The organism is Pseudomonas sp. Z4-7 (assembly GCF_051131965.1).
Classification (GTDB): domain Bacteria; phylum Pseudomonadota; class Gammaproteobacteria; order Pseudomonadales; family Pseudomonadaceae; genus Aquipseudomonas.
On sequence record NZ_CP071642.1, the window covers coordinates 4639108 to 4664219 of the forward strand.

The following is a 25112-nucleotide window of genomic DNA, read 5'->3' on the forward strand; positions in this document are numbered from 1 at the left end:
CTTGCTCCGGGCGGCGATCCGACGATGAGGCCAGCCTAAGCAATACAAAACTGAAGCTCATGAAAAAGCCCCTCTCGCGAGGGGCTCCTTGTGCAGCCTTCAAACAGCCATCGACATCAAGCCATCTGAATGATGGTCTGCATGATGGTGCTCTGGGTGGAGATGGTCTTGGCGTTCGCCTGGTAGTTGCTTTGCGCCTTGATCAGCTCGACCAGTTCGTTGGTCAGGTTGACGTTGGACTCTTCCAGGGAGTTGGAGACGATCGAACCCAGGGTGCCGGTCTGTGGCGCATCGTAGCCCGGGATGCCCGAGGCGAAGGTTTCCTTCCAGCTGGTGCCACCTACTGGCTGCAGGCCCTGCTCATTGGTGAAGCTGGCGAGGGCGAGCTGACCAATCGGCTTGGTCTGGTTGTTGCTGAAGTTGGCCAGCAAGACGCCACTGCCGTCGATGGTCAGGTTAGTGATCTGGCCAGTGGCGTAGCCGTTCTGGGTTGGGATCGAGCGCGCGGTATCGGCGTTGAATTGGGTGGTGTTGCCCATGGAAATCGTAATGGTCGGCGCACTGGCGGCACCGTTGGCGGTCCATGTTCCGTTGGTCACGGTGCCAGGAACCCAACCAGTCAATACCAGATCGCTGTTGATAGTCGGCGTAGTGGCAGGCGGTACTGGCGGCGTGCTGACCTGCGTCAACCGGCCACTGGAATCAAAGGTCATGGTCGAAGGGATCGGCGCGTTCGCACCGGTCGTGGTCGGCGCGCTGCCATTGAGGTTACGACCGTCGATCAAGGTGTAGACATTCCAGGTGTTGCCGGAAGTCTTGACCATGTACTGGTCCATTGAGTGCTGGTTGCCCTGGGTGTCATAGACCGGGGTGGTGAACTGCTTGGTGAAGGTAGCGGTGTCGGCCGGATTGAACGCGGCTGTGATCGGCGTCGCTGTCGAGTTCAGGTTGATGGTCGACGATACCAGGCTGGTGGCGGTCGGCGGCAGGTTCGAAGTGTCGATGCGCAGGTCGGTCAGGATGCCGTTCTGGATCTTGCCGTTGGCATCCACGCCATAGCCCTGCAGGCGAGCAGTGCCATCACTGTTGGTGATGAAACCTTCCTTGTCGGTCTTGAACGTACCGGCACGGGTGTAGCTCAGGGAGCCGTCGTTGCTCAGGACAAAGAAGCCCTGGCCCTGGATGCCCATGTCCAGCACGTTGCCGGTGTTGTTCACGTCACCTTGGCCGAACTGCTGGGAAACGTTGGCCAGGCGCACGCCGTTGCCGACGGTCTTGCTGCCCGAACCGAGCTTGGTGGCCGAGTAGACGTCTTCGAATTCCGCACGGGACGATTTGAAACCGGTGGTCGCCACGTTGGCGATGTTGTTGCCGGTCACATCCAGCTGTTTGTTGGCTGCATAGAGACCGCTAAGGCCGATGTTAAAAGACATGTTGACTCCTTTTGCCGGTTAGTCGGCTCTACATACCAATAGTTTGTACTTTGGACAGGGCAATGCTGCCCAGTCCGGCCAGGTTGAGCATCAGCTCACCGCCCGTCTGGCTGATCGTCACGCTGCTGACCGTGGCCGGCAGGTTGGTGATCAGCGACGTGGCCTTGCCGTCGATGGTGGTCGAGGCCGCGAAGGTGTACGTGCCCGACTCGACCGTCGTGCCCGCGTCGTTCTTGCCATCCCAGATGAAGGCGGAGTTGCCGGCGTTCTGACTGCCCAGATCGATGGTGCGAACGGTCTTGCCGTCCTTGTCCACGATCTTGACGGCGACGGAGGACACCGATGCCGGTACCACTACCGTGCCGTTGAGGCTCTTGGAGGTGTCGACCACGGCCTTGTCACCGGGCGCGATGACCGAGCGACCGACCAGGGACGAAGCCTGCAACGCCTGGGACGAGTTGTAGTTGCCAGCGATGCCGCTGACGGTGTCGTTGAGCGTGGTGATGCCTTCCAGGCTGCTGAATTGCGCCAGTTGGGCAACGAACTCGCCGTTATCCTGTGGCTCCAGCGGGTTCTGGTTTTTCAGCTGGGTCACGAGCAGTTGCAGGAACGCATCCTTGCCCAGCTCTTTATTGCCGGAGGCAGCGTTGGTTGCCGCGCCCAGGCCATCGGTCGTGGTGTTGGTCTTGACCGAGGAGTTGGCCAGAATCTCGTTGAGGCTCAAACCGCTGGTGGTGTTGGTGACGCTCATGTGACTCGCCCCTTATCACTGACCGAGGGTCAGGACCTTCTGCATCATGGCTTTGGCGGTGTTCATCATTTCGGCGTTGGTCTGGAACGAACGACTGGCGGAAATCATGTCGGCCATTTCTTCAACGACGTTGACGTTCGGGTAGTAGACGTAACCCTTGGCGTCGGCGGCCGGATGATTCGGCTCGTAACGGGCGTCGAGGTTGCTCTGGTCTTCAACCACGCCGAGTACCTGCACACCCTGCCCGGCCGCGTCCTGATTCTGGAACAGCGAGTCGCTGCCGCCGGACTGGCCACCCTGGAACATGGTGGCGAATACCGGGTGGCGGGCGCGATAGGTCTGGTCGATGCTCGACGAGACGGTCTCGGCGTTGGCGATGTTACTGGCGACGGTGTTCAGGCGAGTGGTCTGGGCACTCATGGCACTGCCGGCGATGTTGAATACGCTCGCGATCGACATGAATTACTCTCCACGCAGGGCTGATACCAGCCCTTTGAATTTACTGTTGAGCAGGGTGAAGCTGGCCTGGAAGTTCACGGAGTTTTCCGCGTAGTTGGACTGTTCCAGTTGAGCATCCACGGTGTTCTGGTCGATCGACGGCTGCATCGGCGTGCGATACATCAACGATCCGTCGCCACTGCCAACGCCCTCGGCTTCGATATGACGGTTGTTGGTCATGTTCAAGGCGAAGTGGCCGTTCTTGGTTTTTTCGTTCTGCTCGGCGAGCACCTTGGAAAAGTCCAGGTCACGGGCCTTGTAGTTCGGGGTGTCGGCGTTGGCAATATTGTTGGCCAGGACTTCGGCACGCTGGGCGCGGAAGCTCAGGGCCTGTTCGTGGATACCGAGCGCTTTATCGAAGCTGATGCTCATGGCGGAAACCTTTGGGTGACCAGAATGTTCGTACGATGGCTTTAGCAATCACCGTGCCACTTTCCAAAAGCCCGTAAACCGGGGCTTTGCGGGGATCGGCAAAGCGGCAATGCCAGAAAAGCGGCAATCGGTTTCCGCTGGCTGCCGCTTTTCTGCCGCTTTCATCCAGACAATGGGGGACAAATGTGGGAGCGAGCTTGCTCGCGATAGCGATCTGTCTGATACATGGATTTTGGATGTGCCGCCGCTATCGCGAGCAAGCTCGCTCCCACAGGAATGTGTTGGATTGGAGAAACTGGAGGGCAAAAAAAAACGGGAGCCCCGTAGGGCTCCCGTTTTTTATAACCCAGGCCAATCACTTCGCCTGATAGATGATCCCCGGACTGCACTGGACCATCTGGTAATGATCCGGCAAGCCGTTCAACGCCTCGGACGCGCCCAGGAACAGGTAGCCGCCCGGCTTCAGGGTGCTGTGGATACGCAGCAGGATGTCTTTCTTCACCTCGGCGGAGAAGTAGATCAGCACGTTGCGGCAGAACACGATGTCGAACTTGCCCAGGCTGGCATAGCTGTCCAGCAAGTTGAACGAGCGGAACTCCACGCGGCTCTTGATCGGCGCCTTGACCACCCACTTGCCCGGCCCTTTCGGATCGAAATAGCGTTGCAGGCGATCAGGCGACAGGCCACGGCCGATCGCCAGGCTGTCGTACTCACCGGTCTTGCAGTTGTTGAGCATGGTCCCGGACAGGTCGGTGGCGACAATTTGCACGCCCATCTTCAGCTGGCCGAGGTTGGAGCGCTCGAACTCATCGATGGACATCGACAGCGAATACGGTTCCTGTCCCGACGAGCAGGCCGCCGACCAGATGCGCAGGCGTTGCCCCGGACTGGCCTTGATGGCCGCCGGCAACACCCGGTTCTTCAATACCTCGAAGGGATAGGTATCACGAAACCACAGGGTTTCGTTGGTGGTCATCGCATCCACCACCATCTCGCGCAAACCGCTGCGTGGCTGGGTCTGGATGCGCTGCACCAGTTCGCCCAGCGACTTGAGACCCTGTTGTTCCATCAATTTGTTGAGACGGCTCGACACCAGGTACTGCTTGTTTTCACCAAGCAAGATGCCACAGGCTTTTTCCAGGAAGACCCGGAACTGTTCGAAATCCAAATTACCCGTAGACAAGATACCGCCTCTTTTCACTGTGTTGACTTGCCGGGCGCACAACGCGCCCGACCTTTATTCTGCTGCCTTGATTCGCTCGACCACACGCGACGCCAGGTCATCGGGCCGGAACTTGGCCAGAAAATCATCGGCGCCGACTTTCTTGACCATCGCCTGGTTGAAAACCCCGGACAACGAAGTATGCAAGATGATGTGCAGCTTCTGCATGCGCGGGTCGCTGCGAATCTCCGATGTCAGCGTGTAGCCATCCATCTCCGGCATCTCGATGTCGGAAATCATCATCAGGAACTCTTCTTCCGGCTTCTTGCCCTCATCGACCAACTGGCGCAGGTAATCCAGCGCTTGCCGTCCGTCGTTCAGGGCAATCACTTCGACGCCGACCGTTTGTAGACAACGCGTGACCTGCTTGCGTGCCACCGAAGAATCGTCGACGGTCAGGACCCGCAGCGAAACCGCCTTGTGCTGCGTCTCGGCATCCACCACGCCGACGGAAATCGTCTCCGGGGTCGGCGCCACTTCGGCGAGGATCTTCTCCACGTCGATGATTTCAACCAGCTGGTTGTCGACCCGGGTCACCGCCGTCAGGTAGTGATCGCGGCCGGTGCCCTTGGGTGGTGGATGGATCTCTTCCCAGTTCATGTTGACGATGCGCTCCACCGACCGCACCAGGAACCCTTGGGTCTTGGTGTTGTACTCGGTGATGATCACAAACGGATTGCTCTGATCCAGCAGCCGACCGGAACCGGTCGCCATTGCCAGGTCGAGAATCGGGATGGTCGCACCCCGGATATTCGCCACACCGCACACGACGGGACTGGATTTCGGCATCAGGGTCAGTTTAGGGCATTGCAGCACCTCGCGGACCTTGAATACGTTGATCCCATACAGTTGTTGGCCATCGAGACGGAACAACAACAGCTCCAGGCGATTCTGACCGACCAGCTGTGTGCGCTGGTTTACCGAATCCATCACTCCCGCCATGCCCTGACTCCTACCTAACGCTAATGTGTCCGACGCGCATTCATCACTAAACGGCACGGGGCTTGCTATTGAACCGGCATGAACGCACAAACGACATTTTCTCGACGCCTGACCACTCACTGCCGCCATTGGCTCGGTGCACTGTTGGCCGTCTGCCTGTTCGCGGTCGGCGGACGCGCCGTCGCTGATGTGCCGGTTACCTTGCCTGATCTCCTTATCGGCGTCACGCAGGGCTTTCTTGAATTCACCGTAGAAGACTATCTGGCAACCAGTCAAACCGAAGGTCGCTACGAGATCGAAGTCAACCAGCTCGATCCGCGCCTGCGCATGCCGATGTGCGACAAGGAATTGACTGCCTCGCTGGAAAGCCCGGCCAGGCCCCTGGGTCGGGTCACGGTGAAGGTACGTTGCGACAGCGCCGCGCCCTGGACGGTTTTTGTGCCCGCTCAAGTGCGGCTGTTCCGCGAGATCGTCACGACCACCCGTCCGCTCAAGCGCGCCGGGATTGTCGAGCCCCAGGACGTAATGCTGCGTGAACGCGACATCAGCCAGATCAGCCAGGGTTTCCTGACGTCCGTCGATCAGGCCATCGGGCAGAAACTTGTCCGACCAATGGTCGCCGATCAGGTCGTCACCCTCGTGCACCTGGAACAGGCCGAAGTGATCCGCAAGGGCGACCAGGTCGTCATTACCGCCCGCAGCGGCACCCTGGCCGTGCGGATGCCCGGCGAGGCGCTGGCCAATGGCGGCGTACGCGAGCAGATTCGGGTAAAGAACCTCAATTCGAAACGGGTAATCAAGGCGCAGGTGATAGCGCCCGGCCACGTGGAAGTGGCCATGTAACGGGGTAGACAGGCTGGCGCTTGACCTCGGTGTTCCCTAGACTGTGCCTTACGCAAAGGCAAGCGCAGACGTGCGCACGTTCATTTGATAAATGAGCCTAAAGTTATTTTGGGAATGGCCGAAAACATGGCAAGCGTCCAAATACCCAGAGGTTTTTTACCATGGTCATCGATTTCAATCGTTTAAACAGCTCCTCGCCGCTGACAGGCACAACGCGCACTGGCGCCAGCAAGGAAACCGTCGAAACCGACAAGTCCAAGCCGGCTGACAAGGCCGCCACTGTCAACAACGGGGAGTCGGTACACCTCAGCAATGAGGCTCAGCAGTTGCAGAAGGTCACTGACAAGCTGCGCGATCAACCTGTCGTCGACGACGCCCGCGTGGCGCAGTTGAAAGCAGCAATCGCCGATGGCAGCTATAAAGTCGACAGCAACCGTGTAGCCAGCAAACTGCTCAACTTCGAAGCCCAGCGCTAGGCTGATGCCAGCGCCAGGCTTTTGGACGCTTAAGACCCAAGGCCAGCCATGCACGATACTAATTTGTTGCAATTGATCATCGACGACTTTGCCCCGGCGCAACAATTGCTGGAGCTGTTGCAGACCGAAGCCCTGGCATTGCACGGGCGGGATATGCCTCTGCTGGAAAATCTTCTGGCGCAGAAACAGGCATTGATCATTTTGCTCGATCAGCATGGCCGCAAGCGCAGCGAGATTCTCGCCAGCCTCAACCTGCCCGCTGACAACAACGGCCTCGCGCAACTGGCCAGCCAGTCGTCGGTTGGCGATCAGCTGTTGTCGCAAAGCGCGGTGCTCAATGACCTGCTCAGCCAGTGCCAGGCCGCCAACGCCCGCAACGGTCAATCCATCCAGATGCAGCAAGTCGCTACCGCCAACCAGTTGCGGATCCTCAATGGCGGCGAAATCCCTACGCTCTACGACGCTCGCGGTTCGACCGCTAAAATGGTCAAGCACCGTCCGCTCAGCCAGGCGTGAAATGAACGATGCCTGCGCACTATCAACGCGCGATACATGCTGGCAAAATGCTGGCTCTTTGTAGTCGTATTTTGCCTGGAGATTGACCCACCGTGTTCAATGCCACAAACGCGGATGATGCTCCGCAGCCGCCCATGGTCCTCACCACTCCCCTGGAAATCTCCGGCAACCTGCGGATGCTGCAAGAGAGCCACGACCCCCTGATCATTACCTTTCATGAGCGCACCCAGCGTTTCCAGAGCTACCTGGTGGATGTCGATCGCGAGACCAACACCATCGCCCTGGACGAAATGATCCCACGGGACGGCGAGCGTTTCCTGCTGGCAGGCGAGCCGTTTCGGGTCGAGGGTTTTCATGACGGCGTGCGCATCGCGTGGGAAGGCAACGGGCCCCTGACTATCCAGGACTCGAAGGACGGCCGCTGCTACCGCGGCGCCCTGCCTGAAGAAGTGGTTTACCACCAACGCCGCAACGCCTTCCGGGCCGCACTGAAACTGGCGCAACTGGTGAATGTTGAACTGGGTGGCGACAAGCTGAAGTCACCGGTGAACGGCAAACTGCTGGATATTTCCGCAACCGGCTGCAAGCTGCGCTTCGATGGCGACATTACCGCACGCCTGCAACTGGGCCAGGTCTACGAACGCTTTGTCGCCGCCCTGCCCTTCGGCAACATGACCGCGCCGGTCGAACTGCGCTACCTGCATTTTGAAGAGCGGATCAATACCACCTTCGCCGGTGTGCGCTTTCACAACATCAGCGGCCTGGTGCAGCGCCAGGTCGAACGCTTCGTGTATCAATTGCAGCGTGAAGCCCGTCGGTTCGACAAAGACGATTTCTGATTTTTCGCGGGCGATAAAAAACGGGCAATCCTTGCAAGGATTGCCCGTTTTTTTTAACGCCGCTTCAAGGCCTGGCCTGGGTGAAATCGGAGGCTGGCGGTTCGTCGTCCGCGCCTTCAGTGACCGGCTCCAATTCCGGCTCAGGCTCCACGTCGGGGTTGGGCGAGGTCTGCATCTGATCCTGGACAACCTGCTCGTCTACCCGAGGGTCGAGGCATGCCACCAACGGTGAGCTGGTCATGTTGTCCGGCATGGCCACGTGGTGCAGCGGCGCATCATCGACCTGATGAAGATTGGTGACCGCTTTCGGCCGGATCCGCCACACCAGCACCAAAGCGAACAAGGCGAAAAATCCGTACAACATCTGGCTACCGAACAGCTTCATCAGCACCCCGGCCGCCAACGGACCGATACTGGCGCCCACGCCGTAAGTCACCAGCAACATGGCCGTAAGCGACACTCGGCGATCGCCTTCGACGTGGTCGTTGGAAAACGCCACCGCCAACGGATACAAACAGAACTGCACCAGCGAACAGCAGAATCCGGCGATGAACAGGACTTCCACCGGCACCTTCGGCAGGATGGCCAGCGGCAACGCGCAAACCACCAGGATCAGCGCGAAGCAGCGGATCAGCAGCGCACGATCATAACGATCCGACAGCCAACCCAGCGGCCACTGCACCAGCAGGCCGGCAAAGATGCAGCTACCCATGAACAGACCGACCTGCTCAGTAGTAAGCCCCTGCTGGGAAGCGTACAGCGGCGCCAGGCCGTAGAAGGAACCGACGATCAGCCCCGAACCAAGCACCGTGGTCAACGATTGCGGCACGCGCTTGATAAAGAAGCGCGGCTCCATCGGTGCCGGATGCAGCGGCGCCGGGTGAATCCGCCGGGTCAGCGCCACGGGCACCAGGCACAGGGCGAAACACAGCGCCACCAGCATCAGCAATTCCAGGCCCAGGGCCGGGTGCATGACCAAGATCAACTGGCCCAGCACCAGCCCCAGGTACGAGGCGATCATGTAGCCGCTGAACACCACCCCGCGCTGCTTGGCCTCGGCCTGCTCGTTGAGCCAGCTCTCGATAACCATGTACTGGCACATCATGCCGAGGCCGACAATCATCCGCAGCACGATCCAGGCCGGCAGCCAGTTCACCAGGCCGTGGCCCAATACCGCCGCGCCGACGATCCCGGCGCAGGCCGAATAGGCCCGAATATGCCCGACGCGGGCGATCAACCGATGGCCGATCTTGCCGCCCAGTACCAGGCCGAAATAGTTGGCGGCCATCAGCGCACCGACCCACAGGCTGTCGACGTTGTCGGCAGCCAGACGCAAGGCCAGGTACGTACTCAGGAGGCCCGAGCCGATGAGCATCATCAGCGAGGCGAAATAAAGCGCTCGAAAAGGTTTCCAGATTTGGCGCATCGGCGTTCCGAGCGGCTCCTTGAGGTGAGTGAGGGCTACCTTCTGAAGATAGCCCGAATGCGACGGTTGGTTATGCCTGGGCCGCCAGGACGCGCCGCTCCCAAGGCGTGATCTCGTCAAAGAAACTGGTCAGTTCCAGGCTCTTCGAAGCGATGTAACCTTCGATGAACTCGCTGCCGAACAGTTCCTTCGCCAAGTGGCTACGCTTGAGACGCTCAAGGGCCGCATGCAAGGTACATGGCAGGGAGAGATTCTCCGGCACTTCGAATTCGCCCTGGATCGCGGCGCTTGGCTCCAGCCGGTTTTCGATGCCATACAGCCCGGCCGCCAGGCTCGCAGCGATCGCCAGGTACGGGTTGGCGTCAGCCCCCGGCAAGCGGTTCTCGACCCGTCGGGCCGCCGGCGAACTGGCCGGAATGCGCAACCCGGCCGAACGATTGTCATGGGACCAACAGGCGTTGTTTGGCGAAGCAAACGGGTGGCACAAGCGGTGGTAGGAATTCACGTTCGGCGCGAACAATGCGGTGAAATCCGCCATGCCGGCCTGCTGCCCTCCAATGAAGTGACGGAAAACAGCCGTTGGCTCGCCCGCCTCGTCGCTGAATACATTCCGCCCACTGTCCAGCTCGACGACGCTCTGGTGAATATGCATCGAACTGCCTGGCGTCTGCGCCAGGGGCTTGGCCATGCAGACCACCGTCAGGCCGTGCTTGAGCGCCACTTCCTTGAGCAAGTGCTTGAACAGGAACGTCTGGTCGGCCAGCAACAGAGGGTCGCCATGCAGCAGATTGATTTCGAACTGGCTCACGCCCATTTCATGCATGAACGTATCGCGCGGCAAACCCAACGCCGCCATGCATTCGTAGACTTCAGTAAAGAACGGTCGCAAGCCATTATTGGAGCTGACGCTGAACGCCGACTGGCCGTCTTCGCGGCGTCCGTCCAGGCCCACCGGCGGTCGGAACGGCTGGGTCGGATCCGGATTGGCTGCGAAGACAAAAAACTCCAGTTCCGTCGCGACGACCGGCGCCAGCCCAAGCGCCGCATAGCGCGCTATCACAGCCTTGAGCTGACCACGGGTCGACAGCGGCGAGCTCTCCCCGCTGAGCTCGTCGGCGTCGCAAATCGCCAGGGCACGGGGCGGATGACTCCATGGCAAGCGATGGATCTGTTTCGGATCGGCCACCAGCGCCAGGTCGCCATCATCGCTGCCATAAAAGCGCGACGGCGGGTAACCGCCCATGATGCATTGCAGCAGCACGCCCCGCGCCATCTGCAACCGCCGGCCTTCGAGGAAGCCCTCGGCGGTCATCACCTTGCCTCGCGGCACGCCATTCAAATCCGGCGTGACACATTCAATCTCATCAATGCCCGTCAGTCGCTGTGCGAGTGAACGCTGGCCATCGGTCGTCATGACGCAATCCTTGTTATGTGCGAGCCGCGAACGGCAACTCGTACAAAATAGGCTCCGGCTGTTCGGAATATCAAGCAGCTACAAAAATAAACAGCTGCTACTGAAACAACTGTGGGAGCGAGCCTGCTCGCGAAGGTGGCGGATCAGCCAACTCAGTATCGAATGGGCGGACGCCTTCGCGATCGGGCTCGCTCCCACAGGTGAGGGAAATGTTGCGAGAGGTTTTGTTCAGGGCAGATAAAGCCTGAACACCCCGCCGCCCAGCACGCCGCCATTGGCAATCTCGGTACGCCCGCTCAAGCCACCCCGCTGATGCAGACCGGCGATCCTCGCGGCGAAATACAGGCCCAGACCGGTGCTGCCGGTGCTGTGGTTGATGCCCTGCACATACTCGGCCTGACGCTCGATCATCGCAGCTGGATAGCCTTCGCCGTCGTCATTGATGGTCAATACCAACTGCCCGGCCTCGTCGCTCACACTGATCAAGAGCGTCTGCCGAGCATGGCGAATCGCGTTGTTGATCATGTTGTCGAGCACCGAGGCAATCAACTCACGATCAAAAAAGCCCAGAGGACTCAGCGGGTCGACTTCGTAGGTGGCCATGATTCCGCGGCTGCGGAACACGTCCTGATGGCCGGCCAGCTGCGCTTCGATGAAGTCATCCAGCTCATGATAGGCCGGATGCAATGGCAACTGGTTGACCCCCAGCTTGTACAGCCCCAGCAGTTGCACCAGCAGGCCGTTGAGGTGGGCGAACTCGAAGTCCATCACGCCCTGCTCCGAAGTCTGTCGCTCGGACTCCGGCAAACGCTCGAGCCATTGCGTATGAGCCTGCATGAGCAAGGTCAGGGAGTTCTTCATGTCGTGCACGGTAGATGCAATCACCGTGGAAAAATCGAGAGCCTGTTCGCTGTCATTCATCGCCAAATGCCTTGCTTCGCAGTTTCTGATAGCGCGCAAAACGCGCATCGGTATCGGGCATCATGCCCACCAGTTTCAGGCAGGCGCGACATTCCTGGAGCAGCTCCGATTCGACGCTGGTATCGGTGCCGTGTAGCAGGGATTGCGCCATGTTCAGGGCAATACTGATGTTTTTTGGTTGCAGCTTCAGGGCGCGCCGGAACAGCTCTCGCGCCTCGGGCAAGGCGCCGGTCTTGTAGACGCGCACACCTTCACGGTTCAGCTCGGCAGCGGCATTGCCCTGATTGAGAATGTTGGGGTCATCGGTGAGCTTGGCGATGCCTTGCATCACCGTCGGGTCATCGCCGTAGATTTCCGCGCAGTTCTTCAGCATCGACTCGCCGGCGCTGGTCTGCCCAAGCATCTGCAACTGCTTGGCCACCAGCAAGGCGGCTTCGGCGCTCATGAATTGCTCCATGCCGTCGAGGCGCTGCAACGCCTGCTCGGTGAGCTTCTCGGCGGTTTCGGCATCGTTGAGCAACAGGCTCGTGGCCTTCATCAGCCGCGCCCGGACTTGCAGCCCCGGATCGCTGGGGTTTTCCTTGGCCACGGCGCTGAGCGTCGTGTTGATTTCCAGGCGAGTGCGGGTATCCAGGCCTTTCTCGCTGCCCTTGCTGATCAGCGCATGGGCCAGGCCGAGGTTGGTTTCCGGGTCCTTGAAGCGCGACTGCGCGCCCTGCCCCACCGCCTGGCGGTAGGCTCTCGACGCGGTGTCGTAATCTTCGTTGGTCATTGCCAGCTTGCCCAGCAGCGCTTGCCGGCGCACCGCCAGGGGCGACAGGCGCACCGCCTCTTCCAGCACGTTTTGCGCCTGCTTCGTATCACCTTCGGCCACCAGCACATCGGCCATGCCGTCGTACAGGGCGGGCATCATCGGAAAAGCTTTCAAGGCTTTTTCATAGACAGCCTTGGCCTCGCCCACCTGCCCGCGCTTGAACAGCAACTTCCCCAGCCCCGCGTACGCCCAAGGCAACGGACGATCCGCGATGATGGAGTTGTACAACCGCTCAAGGGCCTCGTTCTGATTCAGGTCGCGTAACGCATCGGCGCGATAACGCAGGCACAGCGGCCCGTAGCGAGGGTCCTGCTTGCAAAGGGCCATACAGGCATTGAGCACCTCCATCGGCTTGCCACGGTCAAGGGCTTGCAGGATCGGCTTGAGCAAGGTCTTGCGCTGCTCGAGCCGCTCCAACCGCTGGGCCAGGCCGGAGCGATTGAACGGTTTGGTCAGGTACGCATCCGGCTCATGTTCCAGGGCACTGAGCACCATCGCCTGGCTGGTCTCGGCGGTCACCATGAGGAACACGCTTTCATGGCTGATCAGCTTCTCGACCATCAGGTCTTCCAGCACCTGCTGGCCATTCTTGCGCCCGTCGCCCAGGTGATAATCCTGCAGGATAAAGTCGTAGCGTTTCTGCGAGCACATGCGCAGGGCCACTTCACCGGTATCGGCGGTATCCACGTCCTTGACGCCCAGCTCCCGCAACATGGACCGGACGGAACTGCGGAAATCCGAGAAATCATCGACGATCAGAAAACTTTTTTGGTGGTACGCCAGCATCGAGGATGTCCAGGCAAATAAGAAAAAATGAACTCAATGGCGAAACAAACGAAACACCGCTCCACAACGCCGGGACGTCAGGAAAGGAGACTCATCGGGTTATCGGCAGCAGATGGCGTTCCGTTAAGGGAGAGTAGATCGGCGTTGGGGGGCTGGTGCGAAAAATGGTGTCCCAGGGCAGGTTCGAACTGCCAACCTTCCCCTTAGGAGGGGGATGCTCTATCCAATTGAGCTACTGAGACACGGGTCGACCGCGAGAAACGCGGTGCGTTGGACGGCGTGCATGTTAACGGCCGCTCTCGCGTTTGTCATGTCGTCGTTGCCTGATAAGTGTAGGCAAATGGTGCGGCTGGGCCGCTGCGCAGAGCACAGACCTGGCGAATCCAGCCACCATTCATCCATCCCCGGCTTGTCGGCCTAGTAAATCGGCATTTTGCCACTATCCTATACAAAGCAAGGACAGTCGCCATTGTGCTCCGTAGCGGTTATCCGCCAAACGGTATGGCACAACGACACGATGCAGTGGTCACAAATGCGGAACCTGTATGTTTTTTCAAACCAGTCCGCATTTTTTGACGAAGGGTGCTGGCATAACGCCTTTACCCGGATCAGAATTTGTCACAGAATTGGCGCCAATGATCTGGCAATTTTGAGGCATCATGCGGGCCTCTTAACAATTCAGGTTGAACATTTGGCTGCGGACCTTGTCCTATCGACATCCTGCGGCCAATCCCGAGAACCGCTCCCCTGAACTAACCGGTTAAATAAATATGCGCCCAATGAAACAGGCAATTTATTCCAGCCGTACGGCTGACAAGTTCGTCGTGCGTCTGCCAGACGGAATGCGGGAACGCATTGCCGAGGTGGCTCGTAACCATCACCGCAGCATGAACTCCGAAATCATCGCGCGCCTTGAGCAAAGCCTGATTCAGGAAGGGGCACTGGGTGAAGAGTTGAGCATGCGCCTGGACAGCCCTGAGCTGTCGTTGCACGAGCGCGAATTGCTTCAACGCTTCCGACAACTTTCCCATCGTCAGCAGAACGCCCTCGTTTCGCTGATTGCCCACGACGCAGAAATGGCCGCAGACGCGTCCTGATCGCCACCCAATTATTAAAGCCAGCCTTGTGCTGGCTTTTTTTTTGCCTGGAATCCGGCTCCTGGCAAAAACCATCGCGCACAAAAAAGCCCGCCAAACAGGCTAATGCAATTCACTTGAGAAAAATGAAGTACCCGTGGCGAGGGAGCTTGCTCCCGCTCGGCTGCGAAGCAGTCGCAAACCGGCGGGTGCGGTGTGTCTGATACTCCGCATTGGCAGGTTTTGGGGCCGCTTCGCAGCCCAGCGGGAGCAAGCTCCCTCGCCACGGGTTCGTCGGTTGTCTTAAGTGAACAGCATTACGCCAATCAGGCGGGCTTCTTGAGAAGCCATTCAGAGCAGGAAAATCGTCGCCAGGCCCAGGAAGATGAAGAACCCTCCACTGTCCGTCATGGCGGTAATCATCACGCTGGCGCCCATTGCCGGGTCGCGCCCCAGGCGGGCCAGGGTCATCGGGATCAATACCCCCATCAACGCCGCCAGCAGCAGATTGAGCGTCATCGCCGCAGTCATCACCACACCCAGCGACCAACTGCCATATAGCAGGTACGCCACCACGCCGATCACGCCGCCCCAGATCACGCCATTGATCAACGCCACAGCCAGCTCCTTGCGCATCAATCGCGACGTATTGCCGGTGCTGACCTGGTCCAGCGCCATGGCGCGAACGATCATGGTGATGGTCTGGTTGCCAGAGTTGCCGCCGATACCGGCTACGATAGGCATCAACGCCGCCAGCGCTACCAGTTTCTCGATGGAGCCTTCGAACAGGCCGATGACGCGAGAAGCGACAAACGCCGTAACCAGATTGACCGCCAGCCAGGCCCAACGGTTGCGCAGGGATCTCCAGACCGAAGCGAAGATGTCTTCCTCTTCTCGCAGACCGGCCATGCTGAGGACTTCGCTTTCGCTTTCCTCACGAATCAGGTCAACCATTTCGTCGATGGTGAGACGGCCGATCAGTTTGCCGTTCTTGTCCACCACCGGCGCGGAAATCAAGTCATAACGCTCGAATGCCTGGGCCGCGTCGTAGGCATTTTCGTCGGGATGGAAACTTACAGTGTCGCTGGCCATGACCTCGGCAACCTGCTTCTCCGGGTCATTGACGAGCAGCCGCTTGATCGGCAGCACGCCCTTGAGCACGCCGTCGTAATCAACCACGAAGAGTTTGTCGGTATGCCCCGGCAGCTCCTTGAGGCGACGCAGGTAACGCAAGACCACTTCAAGGCTGACGTCCTCGCGGATCGTCACCATCTCGAAGTCCATCAGCGCACCGACCTGCTCCTCGTCGTAGGACAACGCCGAGCGGACACGCTCGCGCTGTTGCCCATCAAGCGCCTCCATCAGCTCATGGACAACGTCGCGCGGCAGTTCGGGGGCGAGGTCGGCGAGTTCGTCGGCGTCCATTTCCTTGGCCGCCGCCAACAGCTCGTGATCATCCATGTCGGCGATCAGGGTTTCACGAACCGAGTCGGACACTTCCAGCAGGATGTCACCGTCGCGATCGGCCTGGACCAGTTGCCAGACCGTCAGACGTTCTTCCAGTGGCAAGGCTTCAAGGATGTAGGCGACGTCGGCCGAGTGCAGGTCATCGAGCTTGCGCTGCAACTCGACGAGATTCTGCCGGTGGACCAGGTTCCCGACCCGGTCGGAATGAGGGCCTTCCTGGCGATGCGTCAGGTCTTCCACGACCCGCTGACGATGCAGCAGCTCAACGACTTGAGCGAGGCGATCCTGAAGGCTTTCCTGCGTTTTTTTTACTTCTACTTCGGTCATAGGCGAACTCCACTCCCAGCAGTGGAGCACGCCGGAAGGATCAATCAGTCAATTCATGATTGGTAAAACGCGATATTGAGTAACTACTGGGTAAGTCCATGAAGATATTCCAAAGCCCCGGCGGGGCTGACGGCCGCAATCATACACCGCTTGACGCTCTAGAACGTTAAAAAATCGTGGCAAGAACAAGCGCTTGCGAGACAAACCTGAACACAGGCTGAACCTCTGCATTTACGACGACTTATTCTGAAAAGAAAACACACGCTGCGGCGCAAATGTAGCGGCTACCCTTCTCTACCAACGGTCAAGGAGGAAGTCCGGATGCCCGCAAACCGCTGTCTGTTTCCAATCGCCGCCTTAGCCTGCCTGCCTCTCTGGAGCGCCGCACAAACCGTGCATCGCTGCGAAAACGGCGCCGGGCAGGTGACGTTCACGAGCCTGGGCTGCCCGTCCGGGGAGATTCTGTCCGTGCAGCAGATAAATGCATTCAACCCAGGCCATGTCGCACCGCTGCTGCCGGAAGCGCAGCCGCTGAAAACATCCGGCAATACAAACAGACGCAAGGCACCGACCATCGTTGGCCAGCTGGAGGACGACTGCGGGAATCTGATCGACGCCAGTCAGCGCCGGGAGGCAATCATGAATCGGCGGGTAATCGCTGGCATGAACCAGCAAGACGTGGAGAGCGCACTCGGCAGGCCCGACACGATCAAGGTGCGGAATTCGAACACGCGCTATACCTACAAAAAGAGGAACGGCCGCAGCACCGAGGTCGCGTTCGATGGAAAAGGCTGCGTGAAACGTTAAATCCCAGACAGCAAAAAGCCCGCGTTGAACGCAGGCTTTTTGGTGTTTGGTGCACTCGACAGGATTCGAACCTGTGACCGCTCGGTTCGTAGCCGAGTACTCTATCCAGCTGAGCTACGAGTGCAAGTTGTGGTTTTATACCAGATCACAACTGGTTGTAGCCAAGTTATTTGCATCGCTGCAAGCAACTCTTAAATGGTGCACTCGACAGGATTCGAACCTGTGACCGCTCGGTTCGTAGCCGAGTACTCTATCCAGCTGAGCTACGAGTGCATTTGTTGCCGCGCATTATAGGTCGCCGAATCTTTTTGTAAAGCGCTTTTTTCAGTAATTTCAAACACTTACCGATCAAGCCAGAGACAGCGCACTAAACGAATAATGGCGGAGAACGGGGGATTCGAACCCCCGACACCCTTTTGAGGTGTACTCCCTTAGCAGGGGAGCGCCTTCGGCCACTCGGCCAGCTCTCCGCAACACGGGGCGTATATTAACCACCTTCATCCCCGTTTGCAAACATAAAAATCGATAAAAATTAATGGCTTGGTTCGTCGTCCTTCTCTTTCTTGATACGCAGGTAAATTTCCTCCCGGTGCACAGCGACCTCTTTCGGCGCGTTGACGCCGATACGCACTTGGTTTCCTTTGACGCCGAGCACGGTCACGGTGATTTCGCCATCGCCAATAATCAGGCTCTCTGCGCACCGACGGGTCAGAATCAGCATACCTTTCTCCTCACGCGATTCAGTTCAGGAACAACAGTCTGCAAAATAAGGGCATGACACCTACAAGCGAAACGGTCGCAGCCCACAGGCCTAGTATTGACCAGCGGGCGCAAAAGAACAGTTTTGGGACATGCCATCCGGAAAAACAAAGGGCGCGGTCGAAACCGCGCCCTCAAGGTAACGCCTTACTCGCCCTGTCGGGCCGCAGCGTCGAGTTCAAAAGCCGTGTGCAGGGCGCGCACGGCCAGTTCCAGGTACTTCTCTTCGATCACCACCGACACCTTGATTTCCGAGGTGGAGATCATCTGGATGTTGATGCTTTCCTTGGCCAGCGATTCGAACATGCGGCTGGCCACGCCTGCGTGGGAGCGCATGCCGACGCCGACGATCGAGACCTTGGCGATCTTGGTGTCGCCCACCACTTCCCGGGCGCCAATCTCGCCAGCGGTCTTTTTCAGCACGGTTTCAGCGGCCTGGTAATCGTTGCGGTGCACGGTGAAGGTGAAGTCGGTGGTGTTATCGTGCGCGACGTTCTGCACGATCATGTCGACTTCAATGTTGGCCGCGCTGATCGGGCCGAGAATCTTGAACGCCACGCCGGGGGTGTCTGGCACGCCACGGATGGTCAGCTTGGCTTCATCGCGGTTGAAAGCGATGCCGGAAATGATCGGCTGTTCCATGGATTCCTCTTCATCGATAGTAATGAGGGTGCCCGGACCCTCCTTGAAGCTGTGCAGAACGCGCAGCGGAACGTTGTACTTGCCGGCGAACTCCACCGCGCGGATCTGCAACACCTTGGAACCGAGGCTGGCCATTTCCAGCATCTCTTCGAAGGTGATCTTGTCCAGGCGCTGAGCCACGGGCACGACCCGCGGATCGGTGGTGTAGACGCCGTCCACATCGGTGTAGATCTGGCACTCGTCAGCCTTGAGGGCTGCCGCCAGGGCCACGCCAGTGGTATCGGAACCGCCACGGCCGAGGGTGGTGATGTTGCCGTGCTCGTCCACGCCCTGGAAACCGGCGACAACCACGACGCGGCCAGCCTTCAGGTCGCCGCGAATCTTCTGGTCGTCGATCTGCAGGATACGCGCTTTGTTATGCGCACTGTCGGTCAGGATACGCACCTGGTTGCCGGTGTAGGACACCGCCGGTACGCCACGCTTGATCAGCGCCATGGCCAGCAAGGCGATGGTCACCTGCTCGCCAGTGGAAACGATTACGTCCAGCTCACGGGGGACCGGTTGCTGGTCGCCGCTGATTTGCTTGGCCAGATCGATCAGACGGTTGGTCTCGCCGCTCATTGCCGACAGCACGACCACCAGGTCATCGCCAGCGTCACGGAATTTCTTAACCTTGTCGGCGACTTGTTCGATTCTCTCGACGGTGCCGACCGAGGTGCCTCCAAATTTCTGTACGATCAAAGCCATTTCAAAGCCGCCTCTGCCCATGAAGGGCGCCCAAATAATCTCAACAGCGCCCGGGCCCGCCTTGGCGAACCCGGGGCGCTGCCTTAAATGCCCTGCTCTACAAATGCAACGGTCTGGGCCAGTGCCGCGTCCAGGGCGCTGGCGTCGGTACCGCCGCCTTGCGCCATGTCCGGACGACCACCGCCCTTCCCGCCCACTGCCGCAGCGGCCTGCTTCATCAAATCACCGGCTTTGAGTTGGCCAGTCAGGTCTTTGGTCACGCCTGCGACGAGAACGACCTTTTCCTCATGGACACCGCCGAGCAGGATCACTGCGCGGCCGAGTTTGTTTTTCAGTTGATCGACCAGCGCCAGCAGCGCCTTGCCGTCCTGGCCGTCGAGACGCACAGCCAGCACCTTCACGCCCTTGACGTCCACCGCCTGGGCCGACAGATCGTCGCCCGCGGCACTGGCAGCCTTGGCCTGCAGCTGTTCGAGCTGCTTTTCCAGCAGGCGGTTGCGTTCCAGCACAGCCGACAGCTTGTCGATCAGGTTGTCACGGCTGCCCTTGATCAGGCTCGCCGCTTCCTTGAGTTGTTCCTCAGCCGCGTTGAGGTAGGCCAGCGCAGCAGCGCCAGTGACCGCCTCGATACGCCGCACACCGGAGGCCACGCCGCCTTCGCTGATGATCTTCAGCAGGCCGATGTCGCCGGTACGATTGGCGTGGATGCCACCGCACAGCTCCACCGAGAAATCGCCCATGCTCAGCACGCGCACGTTGTCGCCGTACTTCTCGCCGAACAGCGCCATCGCGCCTTTGCGCTTGGCGGTCTCGATGTCGGTTTCCTCGGTCTCTACCGGGGAGTTCTTGCGGATCTCGGCGTTGACGATGTCTTCCAGCGCCTTGAGTTGCTCAGGCTTGATCGCTTCGAAGTGGCTGAAGTCGAAGCGCAGGCGCTGGCTGTCCACCAACGAGCCCTTCTGCTGAACGTGTTCGCCCAGCACCTGGCGCAACGCTGCGTGCAGCAAGTGTGTCGCGGAGTGGTTCAACGCAGTCGCGTGACGGACCTCGGCGTCGACATGGGCGGCCACGGGCGCTGCGACCATCAGGCTGCCGGAGGCCAGCACGCCGTGGTGCAGGAACGCGCCGCCGGTCTTCGTGGTGTCGCGCACATCGAAGCGCGAGTTGCCGGCCTGCAAGTAGCCGCTGTCGCCGATCTGGCCGCCGGACTCGGCGTAGAAAGGAGTCTTGTCCAGCACGATCACGCCTTCCTGGCCTTCGCTCAGGATGTCGACCGATTGCCCGTCCTTGTAGATCGCCACGATCTTGGCCGAGCCGGTGGTCGCGGCGTAACCGGTAAATTCGGTGGCCACGTCAACCTTGACCAGGCTGTTGTAGTCCATGCCGAAGGAACTGGCGGAGCGCGCACGCACGCGCTGGGCTTCCATCTCGCGCTCGAAACCTTCCTCGTCGAGGGTCAGGTTGCGTTCGCGGGCGATGTCGCCGGTCAGGTCCATCGGGAAGCCATAGGTGTCGTACAGCTTGAACACCACGTCACCAGGAACCACGTTGCCCTTGAGCTCGGCCAGATCCTGCTCGAGGATCTTCAGGCCCTGCTCCAGGGTCTTGGCGAACTGCTCTTCTTCACCCTTGAGGACACGTTCGATGTGCGCCTGCTGAGTCTTGAGTTCCGGGAAGGCCTCGCCCATCTCGGCCACGAGCGCCGCGACGATCTGATAGAAGAAGCTGCCCTTGGCGCCCAGCTTGTTGCCGTGACGGCAGGCGCGACGAATGATCCGGCGCAGCACATAGCCGCGACCTTCGTTGGAAGGCAGCACGCCGTCGGCGATCAGGAAGCCGCAGGAACGGATATGGTCGGCCACCACTTTCAGCGAGGCCTGGTTGTCGTTGGTGCAACCGATGGCCTTGGCCGAAGCGGCCAGCAGGCTCTGGAACAGGTCGATCTCGTAGTTGGAGTGGACGTGCTGCAACACCGCACTGATCCGCTCCAGGCCCATGCCGGTGTCTACCGACGGCGCCGGCAGCGGATGCAACACGCCGTCGGCGGTGCGGTTGAACTGCATGAACACGTTGTTCCAGATCTCGATGTAGCGGTCGCCGTCTTCTTCCGGCGAGCCGGGTGGGCCGCCCCAGATGTCGGCGCCGTGATCGTAGAAGATCTCGGTGCAAGGGCCGCACGGGCCGGTATCACCCATGGTCCAGAAGTTGTCGGAAGCGTAAGGCGCGCCTTTGTTGTCGCCGATTCGCACCATGCGTTCAGCCGGGACACCGACCTCTTTGGTCCAGATGTCGTAGGCTTCGTCGTCGGTGGCGTAGACCGTGACCCAGAGCTTTTCCTTCGGCAGGTTCAGCCACTTTTCGGAAGTCAGGAAGGTCCAGGCGAACGTGATGGCGTCGCGCTTGAAATAGTCACCGAAGCTGAAGTTACCCAGCATTTCGAAAAAGGTGTGGTGACGAGCGGTATAACCGACGTTTTCCAGGTCATTGTGCTTGCCACCGGCACGCACGCATTTCTGGCTGCTCACCGCGCGGGTGTAGGCACGTTTTTCCTGGCCCAGGAAGCAGTCCTTGAACTGGTTCATCCCCGCGTTGGTGAACAGCAGGGTCGGGTCGTTGCCCGGAATCAAAGAGCTGGAGGCTACTCGGGTGTGGCCTTGCTCTTCGAAGAAGCGAAGGAAGGCTTCACGGATTTCTGCGCTTTTCATTAGGTTCTTCCACGGAGGCTGCGGCCAAAGGCCTGTGCAAAACGTCAACAGACGAAGCAACGGCAAAGGGCCGCATTATATCGGCCCTTTGCGTGGGGTACAGTGTGTTATGCGATAGAAACCGTCAATCGGACCGCTGAAAGGATCAGTTGCGGGAAAATTCGACGAAAGTGTCGATCACCTGGTCGATTTGCCCGGCGCCGACATCCATGTGGGTGACCATGCGCAGACGGGGCGCGGCACTGAGCTGGATGCCTCGCTCGGCGGCATAGGCCTTGATCGCCTCGGCCCGCTCGCCGATCTGCACGTAGACCATGTTGGTCTGCACCGGCTCGACAGCATAACCCGCCGCACGCAAGCCCTCGGCAAGCCGCTGGGCGTTGGCGTGATCGTCGGCCAGGCGCTGGACGTTATGTTCCAGGGCATACAGCCCCGCCGCCGCGAGGATCCCGGCCTGGCGCATGCCGCCACCAACCATCTTGCGCAGCCGACGGGCCTTGCCGATCAACTCGTCAGTGCCGCACAGCAGCGAGCCCACCGGAGCACCGAGCCCCTTGGACAGGCACACCGACACCGAATCGAAATGCTGGGTAATCTCCCGGGCGTCCACATTCAGCTTGACGGCGGCGTTGTACAGCCGCGCGCCGTCCAGGTGCAGCGCCAGGCCATGTTGCCGAGTGAAACGCCGGGCTTGCGCGAGGTATTCCAGCGGCAAGACCTTGCCCTGCATGGTGTTTTCCAGGGCCAGCAGCCGGGTGCGGGCAAAATGGAAATCGTCGGGCTTGATTGCGGCAGCCACTTGCGCCAAGTCCAGCGAGCCGTCCGCCTGCACTTCCAGGGGCTGGGGCTGGATCGAGCCGAGCACCGCCGCACCACCACCCTCATATTTGTAGGTGTGGGCCTGCTGGCCGACGATGTATTCATCGCCGCGCTCGCAGTGGGCCATCAACCCTAGCAGGTTGCTCATGGTGCCCGTGGGCACGAACAACGCCGCCGCGAACCCCAGGCGCGCGGCCAGTTCGGCTTCGAGGCGATTGACGGTCGGGTCTTCGCCATACACATCGTCGCCGGTCGGCGCGCTGGCCATGGCATCCAGCATGCCGGCGGAGGGTTGGGTGACCGTGTCGCTGCGAAGATCGATAACGCTCATGAATCTGGCCTCGGGTTCTGGTGGGGGAATTCCCTTTCGGAGGGCAATTACTGCGGGCATGGGCAGGAATAATCAAGCCCGGAGAAAGGAAAAGAACACCTGTCCTGAAGATTGATCAGCCCCCCTGTGGGAGCGAGCCTGCTCGCGAACGCGTTGGGTCAGCGACATTTATTCAGCTGACACACCGTATTCGCGAGCAGGCTCGCTCCCACAGGGGGTTATGTGTTAAAAATCCTCCGCCGTCACAAAACGTGACGGCAAAACGTTCTCAGGGCGGGGTGCAACTCCCCACCGGCGGTAATTGCGCGCAATGCGCATAGCCCGCGAGCGCTTGGTGCTACACGGTCTTTACAGTGCAGCGACAAGGTCAGCAGACCCGGTGTGATTCCGGGGCCGACGGTCATAGTCCGGATGAAGAGAGAACGGGATTGACACCCAAGGGCCGCCTGCGACTGTCTTGTGCGCGGCGTACCCTCGAATCCCCTTCGATTCATGACGCCCTGTTTTTCACACAAACAGGAACCAGAACATGCAACCCACCGCAATCGACAGCAAGACCAAAATCCATCCGGGCGAGCGCGTCGCGTTCATCCAGGCCTGCTGGCACAAGGAAATCGTCGACCAGAGCCGTAAAGGCTTCGTCGCCGAGATGATCAGCCAGGGTTATCAGGAAAGTGACATCGACTTCTTCGAAGTCGGCGGCGCCTTCGAAATCCCGCTGCACGCCAAGCTGCTGGCCAAGTCAGGTCGTTACGCCGGCATCGTCGCCGCCGGCCTGGTGGTGGACGGTGGCATCTATCGCCACGAGTTCGTCGCCCAATCGGTGATTAGCGGTTTGATGCAGGTTCAGCTGGAAACCGAAGTGCCGGTATTTTCGGTCGTGCTGACGCCGCATCACTTCCACGCTGGCGAAGAACATCAGAAATTCTTCTTCGAGCACTTCGTGTACAAGGGCCAGGAAGCGGCGAAGACCTGTGCCGATACGCTGCACAAGACGCGGGCGTTGCGCCGCAGTGAGCAGCGGTCGGTCGCGGTCTAAAGAAACACTGAGACCCTGTGGGAGCGAGCTTGCTCGCGATAGCGGACTGTCAGTCACCTTCAACATTGACTGAAGCACCGCAATCGCGAGCAAGCTCGCTCCCACATTGGTTCTGCGTTGGCTTTAGGCCAGGTTCTCGTCAGTCGCTGGCACGATCAGGATGCCCGCGCGCAAGCCATTCTTGACCTTGGGATTGGGGAAGATGATCCGCGCGCCCTCTTCTTCGATCACCCAGCGGGTCTGGGCGATGTCCTCGGCCAGGACGTAACCTTTTTCAAGCTCCGAGAAGTTCTCGATGTCCGCCGGCAGGTTCAGGCGGAAGCTGTCGCTGTGCTTGATGATTTCCCGCGCCACGCTGAACAGTTGCAGACCATCCAGGCTCTCTTCCAGCTCCGGCTCGTTGCCTTCGATGATCTGGTGCAGGCGGGTTTCCAGCTGGTTGACGTTGACGCCACCGTTCTGCCCGAACGGCCGGGCCTTGCCCAGTTCCAGGGTGAAGGACTCGGCACCCAGCTGATCGTAGGTGTACGCGCTGAAGACGATGGACGGTTTGTTCTGCAGCAATACCGCTTCCATGCCCGCCGCGCGCAGGCGCGCCAGCTCGCGACGTGAATGTTGGCGACCTTCCTTCCAGGGGTACAGGGCGAACTGCTCGATCTTCGAACCGCGAATGGCGGTGTGCAAGTCGTAGTGCAGACGGCTGCGGTCCGGCACGCTGAAGAAACTCGCGGCCAGCCGTTCCAGCTCACAGGCGCGCAACGCCTCGGGGCCGCCGCTCAGTTCGTGGCGGCCGTTGAACAGCCGGTTGACGTCCTGCTCGACAAAACGCTCGCCGCGACGAATCGCCTCGGGGTTGCCGAACAGAAAAAGAATGCGTGCCCGCGGCTTCAGGTCGCCACGGGCAATGTCGTGCAGCAGGCGATCGAGCAACTCGATCGGCGCGGTTTCATTGCCATGGATACCGGCCGACAGCAGCAGGTCCAAGCCGTTGTCCCGGGCTTCGGGCGGCTTGACCTCCAGCGCGCCCTCGCTCAACCAGCGCATCCGTACGCCTTCGACAGTCAGTTGAGTCTTCTCCGCCGGTTCGCGGCCGGCGAGGGTCAGTTCAAGCAGTTTGCCGAGGGCGAGCATAGTGCGGTT

Annotated in this window: 23 protein-coding genes, 4 tRNA genes and 1 riboswitch; of the genes, 7 read left to right on the forward strand and 20 right to left on the reverse strand. The window is 59.9% G+C overall.

All coding sequences use genetic code 11. The features are described 5' to 3' along the window. Positions 1-116: 116 nt before the first annotated feature. The 6 genes from flgE to J3P91_RS20685 form a co-directional block, all read right to left on the reverse strand. Positions 117-1433, reverse strand: coding sequence for a flagellar hook protein FlgE (flgE, locus tag J3P91_RS20660; protein WP_434601594.1), 1317 nt, complete (start codon positions 1431-1433; stop codon positions 117-119). 28 nt (positions 1434-1461) lie between these two features. Next, complete coding sequence (gene flgD, locus J3P91_RS20665; RefSeq protein ID WP_434601595.1) at positions 1462-2184, reverse strand: flagellar hook assembly protein FlgD; 723 nt, start codon at positions 2182-2184, stop codon at positions 1462-1464. Positions 2185-2199: 15 nt separating this feature from the next. After that, positions 2200-2643: a flagellar basal body rod protein FlgC gene (gene flgC, locus J3P91_RS20670; protein WP_434572380.1), complete on the reverse strand. Its 444-nt coding sequence runs from the start codon at positions 2641-2643 to the stop codon at positions 2200-2202. A 3-nt stretch (positions 2644-2646) separates the two neighbouring features. Continuing rightward, positions 2647-3054, reverse strand: a complete 408-nt coding sequence (gene flgB, locus J3P91_RS20675) for a flagellar basal body rod protein FlgB (RefSeq protein ID WP_434572378.1) — start codon at positions 3052-3054, stop codon at positions 2647-2649. 355 nt (positions 3055-3409) lie between these two features. Further along, positions 3410-4237 carry a protein-glutamate O-methyltransferase CheR gene (gene cheR / locus J3P91_RS20680; protein ID WP_305499372.1) on the reverse strand — a complete coding sequence of 276 codons (828 nt, stop codon included), beginning with the start codon at positions 4235-4237 and terminating at the stop codon, positions 3410-3412. 54 nt (positions 4238-4291) lie between these two features. Further along, complete coding sequence (locus J3P91_RS20685; protein WP_434572376.1) at positions 4292-5218, reverse strand: chemotaxis protein CheV; 927 nt, start codon at positions 5216-5218, stop codon at positions 4292-4294. A 78-nt stretch (positions 5219-5296) separates the two neighbouring features. On the opposite strand from J3P91_RS20685, the gene flgA reads away from it, so the two are divergent. The 4 genes from flgA to J3P91_RS20705 all read left to right on the forward strand — a co-directional run bounded on the left by flgA (position 5297) and on the right by J3P91_RS20705 (position 7892). Next, positions 5297-6061: a flagellar basal body P-ring formation chaperone FlgA gene (flgA, locus tag J3P91_RS20690; RefSeq protein WP_434601596.1), complete on the forward strand. Its 765-nt coding sequence runs from the start codon at positions 5297-5299 to the stop codon at positions 6059-6061. A 161-nt stretch (positions 6062-6222) separates the two neighbouring features. Further along, positions 6223-6537, forward strand: a complete 315-nt coding sequence (gene flgM / locus J3P91_RS20695; protein WP_305499366.1) for a flagellar biosynthesis anti-sigma factor FlgM — start codon at positions 6223-6225, stop codon at positions 6535-6537. Positions 6538-6585: 48 nt separating this feature from the next. Continuing rightward, positions 6586-7053: a flagella synthesis protein FlgN gene (locus J3P91_RS20700; RefSeq protein WP_434572372.1), complete on the forward strand. Its 468-nt coding sequence runs from the start codon at positions 6586-6588 to the stop codon at positions 7051-7053. A 92-nt stretch (positions 7054-7145) separates the two neighbouring features. Further along, complete coding sequence (locus J3P91_RS20705; RefSeq protein WP_434601597.1) at positions 7146-7892, forward strand: flagellar brake protein; 747 nt, start codon at positions 7146-7148, stop codon at positions 7890-7892. Positions 7893-7956: 64 nt separating this feature from the next. Here J3P91_RS20705 and J3P91_RS20710 read toward each other — a convergent pair whose 3' ends face one another. The 5 genes from J3P91_RS20710 to J3P91_RS20730 form a co-directional block, all read right to left on the reverse strand. Then, complete coding sequence (locus tag J3P91_RS20710) at positions 7957-9318, reverse strand: MFS transporter (protein WP_434601598.1); 1362 nt, start codon at positions 9316-9318, stop codon at positions 7957-7959. Between the two features lie 70 nt (positions 9319-9388). Continuing rightward, positions 9389-10630, reverse strand: a complete 1242-nt coding sequence (locus J3P91_RS20715) for a glutamine synthetase family protein (RefSeq protein ID WP_434605194.1) — start codon at positions 10628-10630, stop codon at positions 9389-9391. A 330-nt stretch (positions 10631-10960) separates the two neighbouring features. Beyond that, positions 10961-11653, reverse strand: coding sequence for a sensor histidine kinase (locus J3P91_RS20720; RefSeq protein ID WP_434572366.1), 693 nt, complete (start codon positions 11651-11653; stop codon positions 10961-10963). Continuing rightward, positions 11646-13253 (reverse strand): response regulator, encoded by a 1608-nt coding sequence (locus J3P91_RS20725; RefSeq protein WP_434601599.1) that lies wholly within the window; start codon positions 13251-13253, stop codon positions 11646-11648. Before J3P91_RS20725 ends, J3P91_RS20720 begins: the two co-directional genes overlap by 8 nt. 165 nt (positions 13254-13418) lie before the next feature. Continuing rightward, positions 13419-13495: transfer RNA gene (locus J3P91_RS20730), tRNA-Arg, on the reverse strand. Positions 13496-14023: 528 nt separating this feature from the next. Between J3P91_RS20730 and J3P91_RS20735 the strand changes: the two genes are divergently transcribed. After that, the gene (locus J3P91_RS20735) at positions 14024-14350 is read left to right on the forward strand and encodes an Arc family DNA-binding protein (RefSeq protein WP_010226671.1); all 327 of its coding nucleotides are present in this window, start codon (positions 14024-14026) and stop codon (positions 14348-14350) included. Positions 14351-14680: 330 nt separating this feature from the next. Here J3P91_RS20735 and mgtE read toward each other — a convergent pair whose 3' ends face one another. Then, on the reverse strand, positions 14681-16123 hold the full coding sequence (gene mgtE, locus J3P91_RS20740; protein ID WP_434572363.1) for a magnesium transporter: 1443 nt from the start codon (positions 16121-16123) through the stop codon (positions 14681-14683). 321 nt (positions 16124-16444) lie between these two features. On the opposite strand from mgtE, the gene J3P91_RS20745 reads away from it, so the two are divergent. Continuing rightward, on the forward strand, positions 16445-16930 hold the full coding sequence (locus J3P91_RS20745; protein WP_434601600.1) for a cell envelope protein SmpA: 486 nt from the start codon (positions 16445-16447) through the stop codon (positions 16928-16930). 47 nt (positions 16931-16977) lie between these two features. On the opposite strand, the gene J3P91_RS20750 is transcribed toward J3P91_RS20745, so the two are convergent. The 7 genes from J3P91_RS20750 to ltaE form a co-directional block, all read right to left on the reverse strand. Beyond that, positions 16978-17054: transfer RNA gene (locus J3P91_RS20750), tRNA-Arg, on the reverse strand. A 72-nt stretch (positions 17055-17126) separates the two neighbouring features. After that, a tRNA-Arg gene (locus J3P91_RS20755) sits at positions 17127-17203 on the reverse strand. A 106-nt stretch (positions 17204-17309) separates the two neighbouring features. After that, positions 17310-17400: transfer RNA gene (locus J3P91_RS20760), tRNA-Ser, on the reverse strand. Between the two features lie 62 nt (positions 17401-17462). After that, the gene (gene csrA / locus J3P91_RS20765; RefSeq protein ID WP_003178872.1) at positions 17463-17651 is read right to left on the reverse strand and encodes a carbon storage regulator CsrA; all 189 of its coding nucleotides are present in this window, start codon (positions 17649-17651) and stop codon (positions 17463-17465) included. A 185-nt stretch (positions 17652-17836) separates the two neighbouring features. Continuing rightward, positions 17837-19078, reverse strand: a complete 1242-nt coding sequence (locus J3P91_RS20770) for an aspartate kinase (RefSeq protein WP_305499355.1) — start codon at positions 19076-19078, stop codon at positions 17837-17839. An 83-nt stretch (positions 19079-19161) separates the two neighbouring features. Continuing rightward, positions 19162-21783: an alanine--tRNA ligase gene (alaS, locus tag J3P91_RS20775; RefSeq protein ID WP_434601601.1), complete on the reverse strand. Its 2622-nt coding sequence runs from the start codon at positions 21781-21783 to the stop codon at positions 19162-19164. Positions 21784-21928: 145 nt separating this feature from the next. Continuing rightward, positions 21929-22933 carry a low-specificity L-threonine aldolase gene (gene ltaE / locus J3P91_RS20780; RefSeq protein ID WP_434601602.1) on the reverse strand — a complete coding sequence of 335 codons (1005 nt, stop codon included), beginning with the start codon at positions 22931-22933 and terminating at the stop codon, positions 21929-21931. Between the two features lie 260 nt (positions 22934-23193). After that, positions 23194-23361: riboswitch (FMN riboswitch) on the forward strand. Positions 23362-23462: 101 nt separating this feature from the next. Here ltaE and J3P91_RS20785 point away from each other — a divergent pair. Then, on the forward strand, positions 23463-23972 hold the full coding sequence (locus J3P91_RS20785) for a 6,7-dimethyl-8-ribityllumazine synthase (protein WP_434601603.1): 510 nt from the start codon (positions 23463-23465) through the stop codon (positions 23970-23972). A gap of 123 nt (positions 23973-24095) precedes the next feature. On the opposite strand, the gene astE is transcribed toward J3P91_RS20785, so the two are convergent. Further along, positions 24096-25103, reverse strand: a complete 1008-nt coding sequence (gene astE, locus J3P91_RS20790; protein ID WP_434601604.1) for a succinylglutamate desuccinylase — start codon at positions 25101-25103, stop codon at positions 24096-24098. Between the last annotated feature and the right edge of the window lie 9 nt (positions 25104-25112).